Source organism: Staphylococcus capitis subsp. capitis, assembly GCF_040739495.1.
GTDB classification, from domain to species: Bacteria; Bacillota; Bacilli; order Staphylococcales; family Staphylococcaceae; genus Staphylococcus; species Staphylococcus capitis.
Genome location: NZ_CP145263.1, coordinates 984,415 through 999,789, shown reverse-complemented (window position 1 = coordinate 999,789; position 15,375 = coordinate 984,415). Strand labels below are relative to the sequence as shown.

Below are 15,375 nucleotides of genomic sequence, written 5' to 3'. Positions count from 1 at the left end.
CAATCGAATGATATGCCTTAAAATCGCTGTTTAAAAAGAGATATTAATCTTTATAATAATGATCAAATTATTTTTACTATTCTCATATTCATAAAATGTGATAGTATATTGTAATGATGTAAATCAAGGAGGCAACGTATGGCACGTTCTAAGAAATACTTTTACTTAAGTATACTTATGATTATTGTTAGTTTTTTCTTTAATACTAACAATTCTTTATTGAGTCATATTTTAGGCTCATTTATGAAATTAATGGTTGCTACATCAATAGTAAATATTATTATCTTAATTTTATCTATTATTTTTGCGGATAAATCAATTAAATATTCAAGAGAAAGTAAAGATTGGATAAAAGTAGCAAGTAAACTTCTACCCTTAATTATATTTATAGTTATTGTGATACACATTCTTTCATCACTACACACATTTGGTTTTATATTTAATTAATCAAATGTAATAAATAAAATTAAAATGTTAAAACGTTAATGAGGTGTTAATCCCATGCAGTACATATATATATTTATTGGTGGCGCTTTGGGTGCATTACTACGTTACGCTTTTTCAACGCTAAATGATAGTTCGGGATTCCCTTTAGGCACCTTTTTAGTCAATCTTTTAGGTGCATTTTTAATGGGACTAATTGGTACTTTGACTATTACCCTGTTTAAAAGGTACCCTCTAGTTAAAAAAGCAATAACAACAGGGTTTATAGGCGCCTTGACGACTTTCTCCACTTTTCAATTCGAGCTCGTCCAATTATTTGATCATCACAATTTTATGATGCTTATCATATATGGACTGACAAGTTACATCTTAGGTATCATTTTCTGTTACTTAGGAGTTAAAATAGGAGGTCAATTATGAAATTAGCTATCCTTCTTGTTATGTTTGGTGGAGGTTTGGGCGCTGTAATTAGAGCGTTTATAACAAATATATGTAATGAAAAATTTAATTCTTCTATTCCTATAGCAACTTCAATAGTTAATATTTTAGGTAGTTTTCTAGTCGGGATAACGTTGGGTTCTTCAATTTCAAATGACTGGATATCACCATTTTTTATAACAGGAGTTCTAGGCGGATTAACTACTTTCTCTACACTTACAAATGAATTAGTTCATTTCATGACACCCAATTTTAAACTAGGTCATTTTATAGGATATTCACTACTGCAATTTTTAATTGGATTTATAGCTTGTTATATAGGATTTCATCTTTAATACTGTTGACTATTTAAAAAAAGACCATAGTAAAAGCACTCTGATACATGTATCAGAGTGCTTTTATTATGGTCTTTATTATTTATGTCCGTTATACTCGGCAGGATGCGGTCCCATTCTTTCATCTTTATTTAAACTATCAATTTTCTCCATCTGAGCATCAGAAAGTTCAAAATCAAATACATTTAAATTTTCTTCTATACGATGCGACGTCACTGACTTAGGAATGACAACTACCCCATGTTGAACATTCCATCTTATAATCACTTGTGCAGGTGATTTACCTATCTCATTTGCGACTTCGTTGATAGTTTCATCTTCTAAAATTTTAGCATTCATTAACGGAGACCAAGATTCCATAACGATGCTTTGTGCTTCTAAATATTTACGTAAGTCTTTTTGAATTAAATATGGATGAAATTCAACTTGATTGATAACAGGTTTTATAGATACTTGAGCGAGTAAAGCTTCAAAATTTTCAGGAGTAAAATTGCTTACACCGATATTTTTAACTTTATTATCTTTATATAAATCTTCCATTCCCTGCCATGTATCAATCATAACTGCTTCATTTGTTCCAGGCCAATGCATTAAATATAAATCCAAGTAATCTAAACCTAATTTATGAATGGTTGTTTCATAAGCTTGTGCAACATTATTACGACCATAATCTTCTAACCATAATTTAGAAGTTATAAATAAATCGTCACGTTTTAAACCTGTAGAAGCTAGTCCTTCTTTTATCCCTTGACCAACCATTTCTTCATTACCATATATTTTGGCTGTATCAATACTTCTATAACCATTTTCAATAGCATGTTTAACAGCATCTTTACATTGATCACTATTCTCAACTCTATAAGTCCCCAAACCTACTTTAGGCATCTCTCTACCATTATAAAATTGAACTGTTTCCATCATATTCACTCCTCATCTATGCTTTGGTGTCTATCATATTACGATTCAATTTAACTGTAAAAATATTAATATGATTTTCTCTCTTCAGATTTCTATACCCTGTTCAAATAAAAAAATACAAACGTAAGAAAATCATTTCCTTACGTTTGTATTGATTAATTAAAAGACTCTATTTTATCCATAATAGTTTGTAACTCGTCCACGTTATATTGAATACGTCCATGGAATACAAATTTATTAAAGAATTCATCGAGTTGTTCAGGCCCAACTAGAACCTTAACATTAGAAGCCCGATTATAATTAGAAATTGTAACATCTCCATCATTTTTAGGATTAAAATACAAAATTGAAGTTGGTGTATATTTAGTGTTTAATTCACTTTGTAAATCACCTGCAAGATTTTGAATATGTTTAATCTTCTCAGAATAATTAACAAATGATAAAGATTGTTGATCTTCATTTTGATCTAATACTAATGTTTGAGGTGTAGATTCATCTAAATCAAGTGTTTGGAATACTTGAGACATTGTTGGTAACTCTTTGAACTGAGCACCACTAATACCATTATACACATGACCTTTTAAAAGTTGAGAATCAATGATATATAAACCAGTTCTAGTTAAAACAAGATGACTGATGCGTTCGATATTATTAAATTCATTACTTGGTAGGAAGATATTTGCCATAATGTGCATATCTTCAGGACGAATTCTCTTCTCATTAACAAGACGTTCACGAATACCAATCAATCTCATATCTGTTACATATTCACTATGATTTTTAGAAAATAGTTTTAATGCATCAATTTCTCTATCTTTACTGCTTACTGTCGCATCAAAATCTTCTTTTTGTTTTGTGACAGCCTTTTTATTTTCAACTCTTTCTTTTTCTAAGGCTTCTTCATGAGATTCTTTCATATGTTGCTCTTTTTCTTTATATTGGGCTTCTGTTTGGTTTTTAATTTTCTTTTTACTGTGATTCGCTACTAAAAAGAGAATAAAGAAAAGAATTGCCACAATAATTGCAACGATTAAGCCTATAACTATCGGTGAAGATAAACTCATCACAACAACGCTCCTTTAACCATTTCAATAACTCTCATTATAATAGAAAAAAATCAATTTTTCGACATTTAATTAATATTTATTTCCCTTAATTTTGAAAGCTATGGTTATCATTCGACCGCATCTTTAAGTAAATTAACTTTGTCTAATTTTTCCCAAGGAAGTAAAACATCAGTACGGCCAAAATGACCGTATGCAGCAGTTTGTTTGTAAATAGGATGTTTTAAATCTAACATTTTAATGATTCCAGCTGGTCTTAAGTCAAAATTATTTCTAACCGCTTCAACTAGTTTAGCTTCTGAAACGTTACCAGTACCAAAAGTATCAATTGAAATAGATACTGGCTCAGCCACACCAATGGCATAGGCTAATTGCACTTCACATTGATCAGCTAACTCCGCGGCTACTATATTTTTAGCAACATAACGTGCAGCATAAGCAGCTGAGCGGTCAACTTTAGTTGGGTCTTTACCACTGAAGCAACCGCCACCATGACGTGCATAACCGCCGTAAGTATCAACAATGATTTTACGTCCAGTTAATCCTGCATCCCCTTGTGGTCCTCCGATAACAAAACGACCTGTAGGGTTAATAAAGAATTTAGTATCAGCATCTAATAAATCATCAGACACTGTAGGGTAAATGACATGTTTTTTAATATCTGCTTCAATTTGTTCCAATTCAACATCTTCAGCATGTTGAGTAGATACAACAATTGTATCTATACGTTTAGGTTGATCGTTCTCATCATATTCAACTGTTACTTGTACTTTTCCATCAGGACGTAAATAATCTAAAATTTCATCTTTACGCACATCAGATAAACGTTTAGCAAATTGATGTGATAAGAAAATTGGTAATGGCATATACGTATCTGTTTCATTAGTGGCATACCCAAACATTAACCCTTGATCTCCTGCACCAGTCGCTTCTATTTCTTCTTCTGAAATTTCATTACGGTATTCTAGCGCTTTATCAACACCTTGTGCGATGTCTGGAGATTGTTCATCAATAGCGGTTAAAACTGCCATAGTTTGGAAATCATAACCATATTTAGCTCTTGTATAACCAATATTTTTAATTGTTTCACGCACTACTTTAGGTATATCAACATATGTTGATGTTGAAATTTCACCAGAAATAAGCGCCATACCAGTCGTTACTGTTGTCTCACAAGCGACACGCGCATTTGGGTCGTCTTTTAAAATTTCGTCTAGAATTGCATCAGATACCTGATCTGCAATTTTATCGGGATGACCTTCAGTTACTGATTCTGAAGTAAATAATCGTTTATTATAAGTCATGTTTTGCTCCTTTAATATAAATTACGAAAATTCTCTTTTATTTGAGAGCTAAATAAAAGAGCCTTCATCACTATCAAGATAGAGAGAAGGCCCTTAAACGTCCATTCGCTCTTATCGTTCAGACGATATATGTCTGCAAACGGTTTGGCACCTTTCTTTATCATAAAAGAGGTTGCTGGGTTTCATTGGGTCCATGTCCCTCCACCACTCAGGATAAGAGAATCCGTTAAGAATAATAGTACCGAATTCAAGGTTCAATGTCAATTTATGATTTTCGTTAAATGCTTATGTTAACGGTGGATTAATAAAATTAATGTGTTATACTATTTAAATGTAAAGGCTTACATAAATACTATTGCTTTGGAGGGATTGAGTATGTCAGTAGACACATACACAGAAACAATAAAAATAAAAAATTTACTAGAGAAACCATCAACACAGTTTCAACTCTCAACAACTCAGCTATACAATAAAATTTTAGATAATAACGAAGGGAAATTAACTGAATTAGGTGCAGTGAATGCAAGTACTGGGAAATATACGGGGCGCTCACCTAAAGATAAATTTATCGTAACTGAACCTTCTTATAGAGATAATGTCGATTGGGGAGACATTAACCAACCTATTGATGAGGAAACTTTTTTAAAACTTTATAATAAAGTTCTAGATTATTTAGGTAAAAAAGATGAATTATACGTATTTAATGGTTATGCAGGAAGCGACAAAGATTCACGTTTAAAGTTAACTGTGATTAATGAATTGGCTTGGCATAATTTATTCGCGCATAATATGTTTATTCGTCCAGAATCTAAAGATGAAGCTAAAAATATCAAACCTAATTTCACAATTGTATCAGCACCTCACTTTAAAGCTGATCCAGAAGTAGATGGCACTAAATCAGAAACATTTGTCATCATTTCTTTCAAGCACAAAGTCATTTTAATTGGTGGTACTGAATATGCCGGAGAAATGAAAAAAGGTATTTTCTCAGTAATGAATTACCTTTTACCAATGCAAGATATCATGAGCATGCATTGTTCAGCTAATGTAGGTGAAAAAGGTGATGTCGCTTTATTCTTTGGACTATCAGGCACTGGTAAAACAACCCTTTCAGCTGATCCAGAACGAAAACTTATTGGGGATGACGAACATGGCTGGAACAAAAATGGTGTATTTAACATCGAAGGTGGATGTTATGCCAAAGCAATCAACCTCTCTAAAGAAAAAGAACCTCAAATTTATGATGCAATTAAATACGGCACTATACTAGAGAACACAGTCGTAAAAGAGGATGGTACAGTAGACTTCGATGACAATAAGTTTACTGAAAATACTCGTGCTGCTTACCCTATCGAACATATTGATAATATCGTGTTGCCTTCAAAAGCAGCTCATCCTAATACAATCATTTTCTTAACTGCTGATGCCTTTGGTGTGATCCCTCCTATTTCCAAACTAACCAAAGATCAAGCAATGTATCATTTCTTAAGTGGATTCACTTCTAAGTTAGCCGGTACAGAACGTGGAGTAACTGAGCCTGAACCATCGTTCTCAACATGTTTTGGAGCACCATTCTTACCATTAAATCCAACTGTTTACGCTGATTTATTAGGTGAATTAATCGATAAACATGATGTTGACGTTTATTTAGTTAATACAGGATGGACTGGTGGAAAATATGGTGTAGGACGCCGAATCAGCTTACACTATACGCGTCAGATGGTAAACCAAGCTATTTCAGGAAAGTTAAAAGATGCTGAATATAAAAAAGATGAAACATTTGGTTTAAATGTCCCAGTTGAAATTAAAGATGTGCCAAAGACTATCTTAGACCCAGTGAACGCTTGGAGTGATGCAAATAAATATCATGAACAAGCTCAAGACTTAATTAATCAATTTGAGGAAAACTTTAAAAAGTTTGGTTCAGAAGTAGAACGTATTGCTGAAAAAGGTGCATTCAATAAATAAATATTTCCAATTATTAAAGGGTGAGACGTTTGTCTCACCCTTTTTAATATATCTCTATCTTGATTTAAAATTTGATATCACAAATTACCTTTAGTTTCTTCAATATTGGTCATCCATTGTTGAATTTTAGATAATGTTTCTTTCATTGCTGGAGGCCGTGGCACATGACCTTCATCTAGTTGATAAAACGTTTCGTAGTACACCCTCTTAGCTCTCAACTTTTCTTCTAAATCATAAGCTTGGTGAATGCCAACTTGCTTATCTTTACCTCCATGTACAATTAATATAGGAGGGCTGGTAGAATCAATGGTTTTCATCGCGTTTCTTTGTTCATAAGCGTCTTTATCTTTTTTAGGATGGCCCACCATTCGTCTTAGCATCCCTCTTAAATCAACACGTTCCTCATACATTAAATGAATATCTGAGACGCCTCCCCATATGATGAAGCTATTTACAGGTAAGTCTTGAAAGGTTAATAAACCTTGTAGTCCGCCACGTGAGAATCCTATCATATGAATATATGCTGAGGGATATTTATCATGTAAAAGTCGAATTAATTGTGTTACATCATTCAAATCTCCTCGATAAAATTCATCTTTACCTTCACTACCGTTATTACCTCTATAGTATGGCCCTATAACTAGCGTGTGTTCATTTGCAAACTGCATTAATCTTGCAGCTCTTACACGACCTACTTGCCCTTTTCCACCGCGAAGATATATAACTATACGTTGAATTACATTTTGGTCTACTGGTGTCATCATTAAAGCTTTGACATTTAATCCATCTACTTTATAGGTTACTTCATCAAAATGATGCGTATGAGCGTCTATTGGCATTTTCTTAATTTTTGTAAAATCCAAGCGCTCTCACCCTTTCTAAACATTTCAATATCGTCGCATCTTGTATTAGAAAACTTTGCTTATCCTTAGGTATGTTGGAAACATTTTCAAATAGACATGGACCATTTGTCTCATAATAAGTTGAAGTTTCAATGAAATGACTCGCTTCAATGAAAAATACATCTTTAAGAAAAGTACTATGATCATTTGTGTTAACTCTATATTGTGCAAAATAAATACATTTCTCGGCAATTGCGCCTGTCTCTTCATATAATTCCCTTAAAACCGCATCTAATGGTGTTTCACCGGACTCAACTTTACCCCCAGGGAATTCAATTCCACGAACTTTGTGTCGAGTAAATAAGAGTTGATGATTATATATTGGAATCGTGAGTACGTGATTACCATTAGGCGTATCCTTATTCGTTTTAAATTTTAAAGTGACCGTTCGATTGTCTTTATCACGAAACTCCACAATCCACACATCCCCTCTTACTATGTTAAAATAAATCTATTAAATAATTTGTTGGAGGCGCAATACCATGATAAAAAAGATTTTTCTAGCGCTAGTTGTATTTTATCAACGATTTATATCACCGTTGACACCACCTACTTGTCGATTTTATCCAACATGTTCGGAATATACGAGAGAAGCAATCCAATATCATGGTGCATTTAAAGGGCTTTATTTAGGTATACGCCGCATTTTGAAATGTCATCCATTTCATAAAGGTGGCTTCGATCCAGTACCATTAAAAAAAGATAAACAATCGACATCAGAACATAAACATTAAAGTTTTGTTAATTTAGTTTTTTGTACTTTAGGGGGAATAAAATGAATCATTCCCTCTTTTAAAATGCCTGAATCTCTCACTAAATCTTCTTCAAAGTAATATCCGGAAGGTGTAACATCACCTGGATAATCTCCCTCTTTAGCTAACATTGCTGTAAAATATCTACTTAATCCAAATTCATACATGCCACCGACTACAAATTTAATATTTTTTTCTTTTAAAATATCTATTGCCTCTAAAACTTTATCAATACCACCTAATCTATACGGCTTTAAAACAACTAATTGAATAGGAAATTTTTCAATAATTGAAACAATATCTTTGATAGAAGTCGCCTTCTCATCGATAGCTATAGGTGGATATTCGCTCACATTCATTGCATTTAAATTCTCTAATGATTTAAACGGTTCTTCAATATATATGATATTCGCTTGATTAACCTCACTAATCTTTGAAAATGATTCAACATTCAGCGATTCATTCGCATCAAGTGCTAAATCACAATGAATATCATTTTGATGTATAGCATTGATATCTTCAACAAGTTGTGAAGACCACTTAAGTTTAACACGACGTGGCTGTGTTTCATAAAGCTTATGTAACTGTTCATTTGTTAAACCACTTATTGTCGCACCATAGGTTACTGAGAAAGATGATAACTCATGATACATTTGATAAACTGCCATAACGATAGCTGAACGAGTCGCTGGGGTCTCCTCAAGTTGCTCTAAATAAACAGACCATTCACTAAATGAATTAAATTCTTTGTCAATAAGCTGAGGTATCCACTCATTGAGCGTATGGACTGCTATATCTATCGTTTCATCATCATACCAATTCGTAGTAAACGCATTACACTCACCATAAAAAGATTGATTATCTCGGGTTAAAATTTCAACAATTAAACTTTCACGTTCATAAAGTTTAACTTTAGGTGTAATAATGGGAGATTTGAAAGGTTGTTTATACGTGTATAAATGAATAGCTTTAATAATCATAATTGATTTCCTTCATATGATACTTTGCTACGTTGCAGTTTTCCTGTAGAGGTATACGGTAAATTCTCTACTTGATAGAAGGCTTTAGGCACTTTATATTTTGCTAAATTCTGTTGAAAATGGTTTAACAATTCTTCTCTATTGACTTCATTTTCAGAAACAAAATAAAGCACAGGAATTTGTCCCCAAGTATCATCAGCAACACCTACACATACTGCATCAGAAATTTCATTAAATTGTTTTGCAACTGTTTCTATTTGGTATGGATAAATGTTCTCTCCCCCACTTATAATTAAATCTTTACGACGATCATAAACCATTACGAAACCTTCTTCATCTATCTCAGCAATATCTCCAGTTTTGAAAAAGCCATCTTCAAATGTATTAGTCAAATTCTCAGGATACAAGTAACCATTCATCACATTTTCACCTTTGATAAGAAGTTCACCATGACCATCTTGATTAAGATTCTTAATTTTTACTTTTACATTATCACTCGGTTTACCAACTGTATCATGTTTTTGAGCTAACATTTCAGGTGAAGCTGTTAGAAATTGAGAACATGTTTCTGTCATACCGAAAGAGTTATAAATTGGTAACTGATTGGCAAGTGCTTGCTCTATCAGATTAGAAGAGAGTTTTGCTCCTCCAAGTAAAATTTTTTCTATTGAGAATGGTTGTGTAAGACCACCATCCATCAACCATTTTAATGTTTGAGGAACAAGTGAGACATGCGTCATGTTTTCATCTTTAATAATATGAAGCATCTTATTGGTATTAAATTTACCAACTAAGCGAACTGTGAATCCCTCAATGACTGATCTTAAAATAACGCTCAGACCAGAAATATGATAAATAGGTAAAACTGATAGCCACTTTGTATGTTGATCAAATCCTAAACTTTGTTTACAACCTGTGGCACTTGCTAAATGATTATGGAACGTTTGTGGCACAGCTTTCTGTGGGCCTGTCGTTCCAGAAGTGAACATAATAGATGCGATATCTTCAAGATTAAATTGTTTAGATTGGAGTTGTTGAGGTGCTAAATTTCTAAGACCTTCAATGTTGTATAATTTAAAATCCTCCATTGTTAGAGGCATCGTATGTAATATGGTATCAACACGAACTGATTTCATCTGATTTCTCATTTCTTGCTCAGTTAAACGCGTGTTGAGCATCGCTATTTCGATTTGAGCAATCCAACAAGCATGTATAAGAATGACCGAATCTAAATCATTTTTAATAAATAAACCTACTCTTTTCTTATGAAGTGACTGAATGTAGCGTGCCAAATCATAAGCATTCTCATATAGCTCACTAAACGTTAATGATTGTTCATCAGTGGCCACTGCAATTTTATCTTTATTTAATTGTGATTGTTCTTTTAACCAATAACCCACAACGCATTCCTCCATAATTAAATACAATACTCATTATAACGATTCACTTCATAATTATCAGTACTTTAGCTTGAAAATATATAGGGGTTAGCACGTTATTTTAGATAAACATATATTAATTATACCTTTATAAATGTTATAATATTAAATAAGATTTACTATGTTGAATTAATATATAAATATATATTTAAAATAAATTCATACAGATAAAAGGAGGAACTCATATATGGTAACGTTTGTAATGATTTTTCTTTTTGTTTACTCGCTTGTTATAACAATGATGTATTTTAATAAAGATAAGAAATGATGTTCCCTGTCGCCACAGAAAGTGATTCTTAATAAAAGAATTTGAGAACAAAGAAGATTAAGAAGTAGTTAAATATTTAAATGAGATTTTCTTGTGACTAAATTAGAAAATGTTGTGACTATAATAAAGCTTAATTAGGCTACTCATAGTCACAATTTGACTAAAAATTTAAAACGAATAAAAACTATTCAGAAGTAGAATTTTACAAAACACATCCAAAGTGTTGATACAAAAGGATTTAAAAGAATGCAAAAAATTAACGCTTATAATGGATTTAAACCATTATAAGCGTTTGTACGGAGAGTGAGGGATTCGAACCCTCGAGACGCTTGTGACGCCTACACACTTTCCAGGCGTGCTCCTTCGGCCAACTCGGACAACTCTCCACTATTGAATTTTATTTAAGATATAAAAAAACAGAAGCGATATTTCACTTCTGTTTGTATGACTCCTACGGGACTCGAACCCGTGTTACCGCCGTGAAAGGGCGGTGTCTTAACCGCTTGACCAAGGAGCCATGGCTCCACAGGTAGGATTCGAACCTACGACCGATCGGTTAACAGCCGATAGCTCTACCACTGAGCTACTGTGGATTAATAAAATGGAGCGGGTGATGGGAATCGAACCCACAACATCAGCTTGGAAGGCTGAGGTTTTGCCATTAAACTACACCCGCGTAGTATAATACGATTATGGGGCGGTTGAAGGGAATCGAACCCTCGAATGTCGGAACCACAATCCGATGCGTTAACCACTTCGCCACAACCGCCAAAAATAGCGAATGGTTCAGGACAGAGTCGAACTGCCGACACATGGAGCTTCAATCCATTGCTCTACCAACTGAGCTACTGAACCATAATAAATATATCGTAATGGCGGTCTCGACGGGAATCGAACCCGCGATCTCCTGCGTGACAGGCAGGCGTGTTAACCGCTACACTACGAGACCTATTAAAATTATGTATTGCGGGAGGCGGATTTGAACCACCGACCTTCGGGTTATGAGCCCGACGAGCTACCGAACTGCTCCATCCCGCGCTAATATTATTTTTGACTACCTTATTATCTTACCATTTTCTTCTTTACAATGTCAATACTTTTTAAAGAAAATTAACATTTTGTTCATTTCAACTTCAAACCTATTTGCAATAATTGAAATGAATGACGCTTTAATTAAGTACTTTATTAGTATATAAACTCCAACACATTTCGTCAATATTGTTTCGGAATTAAATTGTGTAAAAATTAACCTCATATATCTTTTTATATTATTCTTTACTAAAAGATATATGAGATACCTTGATAATCACCTATTAGACAACTTGTGCTCTACCTTTAGTATGTAAACTTACTTAGTCATGTAACCTTGCATTCTAGATTGTAAAGAAGTAAATGTTTTAAAACCTTCATCCTCTAAAAAGTGTCCACCTTCATCGACTATTCGAATCTTACCTTCCAACGTATCCATTAACCTTTTAGTCTCTTTATAAGAAACATATTTATCATCTTTAGATGTAAGTCCGTAAAAATGATCGACTTGAGATTTAACTTTTTCATAATCTATTGATATGCCCTCTAAGTTGACATTCTCATCAATATCATGGGCATCTTCTTTGAAACCTGCAATACTAAACAATCCTTCAATATGATGATGAGTCCCCTCAATATATTTTAGTGCAGCTATCGTACCAAAACCATGGGTTACAAAATAAGTATCATATTTACGAATTTCAATTTGTTCTTTCATTTGTCTTACCCATTCATCAATTTTTGCATGATCATCTGCCTCTAAATTAAACAACGTCACATGATAACCTTCTAAAGTTAAATTATGCTTTAACCACTCATACCAATGATTTGTGGCATTCCCATATTTTGAATGGATTATAATCACGTCAGTCATTTTTCAACACCTCTTTCAACAATAGATTCATTTAATTCTTATTTTAAAATAAAAACACTTTAAAAAGAAATGATATTCAAATGATTTATCTATCTCACCGCTTCTTAGATATAAATCATCCCATTCTCATTAAAGTGTTTTACAACATCTAAATTTCTTCTAAAATTTCTTCAACAGCATTTTTTCCTTGTTGAATACAATCAGGTAAACCTACCGCTTCAAAAGGCGCTCCAGTAATTCTTAATCTAGGATAAGTATTCTTTATATGTTGTTGAATTATCTTGATATTTTTTATATGCCCTACGTGATATTGAGGCATACTTTTAGGCAAACGATTCACTATCGTAAAGTCAGGATTACCCTTGAATGTCATCATTTTCCTTAAATCTTTACGAACAATTGATACAATTTCATCATCAGTATGGTCATCTACTACAGTGTCGCCTGGTTTACCTACATAAGCTCTAATTAATACTTTACCTTCAGGTGTAGTAAACGGCCATTTTTTCGAAGTCCAAGTACAAGCTGTAATATCTGTTTGACTCGTTCTAGCTATAACGAATCCAGTACCATCATACGTATTCTCTATATTCTTTTCATCAAAAGCCATAACCACTGTTGCAACAGTAGTCGAGTCCATCTTATTAAAGTAATCAAAGGCAGGATCATGGCTAAACCATTTCATAAATACTTGTTGTGGTGTAGTAACAAGTACCCCATCAAATGTTTCACTACTATCTTTGAGTAAAATTTCATAATCTTTCTGAGAAACTTTAATGTCACGTACTTGAGTATTGTAACGAATATTTACTCCCTTATTCTGAACATTTTCTGCCAATGCTTCAATAAATGAACTTAAACCATGTCTAAACTGTTTAAATTGTCCTTTAGGTGCCCCTGGGTATAGTTGACGATGTTTAATACGTTGTTCTTTCTCATCTTTCATTCCTTTAATCAAACTGCCAAATTGTTCTTCTTTTTCTTTAAAGTTTGGAAATGTACTCATTAAACTTAATTCATCAATATTAGTACCATATATGCCACCCATTAAAGGTTCAATGAGATTTTCTAATACTTCATCACCTAGTCTTTTTCTGAAAAAGTCGCCGACAGAAATATCATCCTCGATTTGAATCGGTTTCTTAAACAAGTCCATTCCAGCTCTTAATTTACCAATTGGAGAAATAAGCTTCGTTTTAATAAATGGCTTTATATCTGTTGGAATGCCCATAATAGAGCCACCTGGTATAGGAAATAATTTATTTTTAGCGTATATATACGATTGACCCGTAGTATTAGTAATTAAATCATTTTCTAGACCAATATCTTTAGCCATATCTGTCATGATAGTTTTACGTCCTAGATAGGATTCTGGACCTAACTCAATAGTATACCCTTCATGTCGATATGTTTGAATTTTACCTCCAGGACGATTAGAGGCTTCAAATATCGTTACTTCTATAGTTGGATCTTGTTTTTTTATAAAATACGCACTCGATAAACCAGTAATACCTGCGCCGATAATCGCAATTTTTTTACTCAACTTTTTCACGCTTCCTTTCAAATCCACCTGAATCTATCATGAAAATGTATCAAATTTTTTAATTTATCTCTCTCAAAAAATGAATTCCCCCGTTATACTGGAGGAATTCTGTCATCACTTTATTAATGCTTTAACTTAATTTTAAAAATGAGCTTTAATTTCGTCAACAATTGCTCCTATAAATAGCGGGTTTGTATTAGGCATTTCAGGACGATAGTATTTAGCGCCAATTTCATCACATACTACTTTACATTCGTAGTCATTGTCATAGAGCACTTCTAAATGCTCACAAACAAATCCTACTGGTGTATAAATAAAGTTTTTGAAATGATGTTCTTGATATAATTCACGCGTAAGATCTTGAACATCGGGTCCTAACCAAGGTGTACCAGTATTTCCTTCAGATTGCCAACCTTCTGCTACATGAACAATATTGGAGTCTTGTTTAAGAATTTGAGCTGTTTCATGCAATTCTTTAGGATATGGATCATTATTACGTTCAATCAGACCTTTAGGTAAACTATGTGCTGAAACGATTAAAACTGTTTCATCGTGCTCTTCTTCAGGAATTTGATTTAATGTTTCATTAATTTTATCTGTCCAATATTTAATAAATTTTGGTTGGTGATAATAATGTTTAATATGAGTCAATTTAATGCCATATTTATCTGCTTCTTCTTGTGCGCGATTATCATAAGAACCTACTGAAAAACTTGAATAATGTGGCGCGAGCACAACTGTTACAGCTTCATCAATGCCATCTTTATGCATTTTTTCTACGGCTTCTTCAATATAAGGAGAGATATGTTTTAATCCTAAATATAATTTAAATTCAACATTGTCATACGTTTCATTTAAAGTTTTAATTAATGCCTCAGCTTGTCGATCTGTTGTTCCTGCTAAAGGTGATAGCCCTCCGATAAATTCATAGCGTTGTTTTAAATCTTGTAGTTCTTCTTCAGTTGGTCTTTTACCGTGTCTAATATCAGTATAATAAGGCTCGATATCACTCTCTTTGTATGGTGTACCGTACGCCATCACTAATAATCCAATTGTTTTACTCATTGATAAAACCTTCCTTTAATTGATAGTTATCGTTACTTTAATAAGGTTTGGA

Annotated in this window: 15 protein-coding genes, 8 tRNA genes and 1 riboswitch; of the genes, 5 read left to right on the top strand and 18 right to left on the bottom strand. The window is 33.1% G+C overall.

The genetic code is table 11. The features are described from left to right. Positions 1–138 precede the first annotated feature (138 nt). Genes V6C74_RS05170 through V6C74_RS05160 form a run of 3 tightly spaced genes read left to right on the top strand, consistent with a single transcriptional unit; the run spans position 139 to position 1,217 of the window. Complete coding sequence (locus V6C74_RS05170; RefSeq protein WP_002434733.1) at positions 139–447, top strand: hypothetical protein; 309 nt, start codon at positions 139–141, stop codon at positions 445–447. A gap of 54 nt (positions 448–501) precedes the next feature. Next, entirely contained in the window at positions 502–864 is a 363-nt protein-coding gene (crcB, locus tag V6C74_RS05165; protein ID WP_002434729.1) for a fluoride efflux transporter CrcB, read from the top strand. Continuing rightward, positions 861–1,217, top strand: coding sequence for a CrcB family protein (locus V6C74_RS05160; protein WP_002453498.1), 357 nt, complete (start codon positions 861–863; stop codon positions 1,215–1,217). The genes crcB and V6C74_RS05160 overlap by 4 nt, the downstream gene beginning before the upstream one ends. Positions 1,218–1,295: 78 nt before the next feature. On the opposite strand, the gene V6C74_RS05155 is transcribed toward V6C74_RS05160, so the two are convergent. From V6C74_RS05155 to metK, 3 genes are all read right to left on the bottom strand, one after another. Continuing rightward, complete coding sequence (locus tag V6C74_RS05155; protein ID WP_002453499.1) at positions 1,296–2,135, bottom strand: aldo/keto reductase; 840 nt, start codon at positions 2,133–2,135, stop codon at positions 1,296–1,298. A gap of 155 nt (positions 2,136–2,290) precedes the next feature. Next, the gene (locus tag V6C74_RS05150) at positions 2,291–3,199 is read right to left on the bottom strand and encodes a nuclease-related domain-containing protein (protein ID WP_002453500.1); all 909 of its coding nucleotides are present in this window, start codon (positions 3,197–3,199) and stop codon (positions 2,291–2,293) included. Between the two features lie 110 nt (positions 3,200–3,309). Next, positions 3,310–4,503, bottom strand: coding sequence for a methionine adenosyltransferase (gene metK / locus V6C74_RS05145; RefSeq protein ID WP_002453501.1), 1,194 nt, complete (start codon positions 4,501–4,503; stop codon positions 3,310–3,312). 108 nt (positions 4,504–4,611) lie between these two features. Then, positions 4,612–4,723, bottom strand: a riboswitch (SAM riboswitch). Between the two features lie 155 nt (positions 4,724–4,878). Here metK and pckA point away from each other — a divergent pair. Continuing rightward, on the top strand, positions 4,879–6,471 hold the full coding sequence (gene pckA / locus V6C74_RS05140; protein WP_002453502.1) for a phosphoenolpyruvate carboxykinase (ATP): 1,593 nt from the start codon (positions 4,879–4,881) through the stop codon (positions 6,469–6,471). Between the two features lie 77 nt (positions 6,472–6,548). Here the strand turns inward: pckA and V6C74_RS05135 are convergent, their stop codons facing one another. After that, a complete protein-coding gene (locus tag V6C74_RS05135) occupies positions 6,549–7,334 on the bottom strand; it encodes a prolyl oligopeptidase family serine peptidase (RefSeq protein ID WP_002453503.1) in 786 nt (261 codons plus the stop codon). Then, entirely contained in the window at positions 7,315–7,788 is a 474-nt protein-coding gene (ytkD, locus tag V6C74_RS05130) for an RNA deprotection pyrophosphohydrolase (RefSeq protein ID WP_002453504.1), read from the bottom strand. Before ytkD ends, V6C74_RS05135 begins: the two co-directional genes overlap by 20 nt. A gap of 70 nt (positions 7,789–7,858) precedes the next feature. Here ytkD and yidD point away from each other — a divergent pair, with 70 nt between their 5' ends. Continuing rightward, positions 7,859–8,107 carry a membrane protein insertion efficiency factor YidD gene (gene yidD / locus V6C74_RS05125; protein WP_029625717.1) on the top strand — a complete coding sequence of 83 codons (249 nt, stop codon included), beginning with the start codon at positions 7,859–7,861 and terminating at the stop codon, positions 8,105–8,107. On the opposite strand, the gene menC is transcribed toward yidD, so the two are convergent. The 13 genes from menC to hemH all read right to left on the bottom strand — a co-directional run bounded on the left by menC (position 8,104) and on the right by hemH (position 15,323). After that, the gene (gene menC, locus V6C74_RS05120; protein WP_002453505.1) at positions 8,104–9,105 is read right to left on the bottom strand and encodes an o-succinylbenzoate synthase; all 1,002 of its coding nucleotides are present in this window, start codon (positions 9,103–9,105) and stop codon (positions 8,104–8,106) included. The genes yidD and menC overlap by 4 nt on opposite strands. Next, on the bottom strand, positions 9,102–10,505 hold the full coding sequence (gene menE / locus V6C74_RS05115) for an o-succinylbenzoate--CoA ligase (protein ID WP_002453506.1): 1,404 nt from the start codon (positions 10,503–10,505) through the stop codon (positions 9,102–9,104). Before menE ends, menC begins: the two co-directional genes overlap by 4 nt. Positions 10,506–11,109: 604 nt before the next feature. Further along, positions 11,110–11,198: transfer RNA gene (locus V6C74_RS05110), tRNA-Ser, on the bottom strand. A 59-nt stretch (positions 11,199–11,257) separates the two neighbouring features. Then, positions 11,258–11,329, bottom strand: a tRNA-Glu gene (locus V6C74_RS05105). Between the two features lies 1 nt (position 11,330). Beyond that, positions 11,331–11,405 (bottom strand) — tRNA-Asn (locus V6C74_RS05100). Between the two features lie 9 nt (positions 11,406–11,414). Further along, a tRNA-Gly gene (locus V6C74_RS05095) sits at positions 11,415–11,488 on the bottom strand. A gap of 17 nt (positions 11,489–11,505) precedes the next feature. Beyond that, positions 11,506–11,581 (bottom strand) — tRNA-His (locus V6C74_RS05090). A 13-nt stretch (positions 11,582–11,594) separates the two neighbouring features. Further along, a tRNA-Phe gene (locus V6C74_RS05085) sits at positions 11,595–11,667 on the bottom strand. Between the two features lie 18 nt (positions 11,668–11,685). Continuing rightward, a tRNA-Asp gene (locus tag V6C74_RS05080) sits at positions 11,686–11,761 on the bottom strand. A gap of 15 nt (positions 11,762–11,776) precedes the next feature. Beyond that, positions 11,777–11,850: transfer RNA gene (locus V6C74_RS05075), tRNA-Met, on the bottom strand. Between the two features lie 310 nt (positions 11,851–12,160). After that, on the bottom strand, positions 12,161–12,715 hold the full coding sequence (locus V6C74_RS05070; RefSeq protein WP_002434723.1) for an alpha/beta hydrolase: 555 nt from the start codon (positions 12,713–12,715) through the stop codon (positions 12,161–12,163). A 148-nt stretch (positions 12,716–12,863) separates the two neighbouring features. Next, entirely contained in the window at positions 12,864–14,258 is a 1,395-nt protein-coding gene (gene hemY / locus V6C74_RS05065; protein WP_002453563.1) for a protoporphyrinogen oxidase, read from the bottom strand. Between the two features lie 141 nt (positions 14,259–14,399). After that, complete coding sequence (hemH, locus tag V6C74_RS05060) at positions 14,400–15,323, bottom strand: ferrochelatase (protein WP_002453564.1); 924 nt, start codon at positions 15,321–15,323, stop codon at positions 14,400–14,402. Between the last annotated feature and the right edge of the window lie 52 nt (positions 15,324–15,375).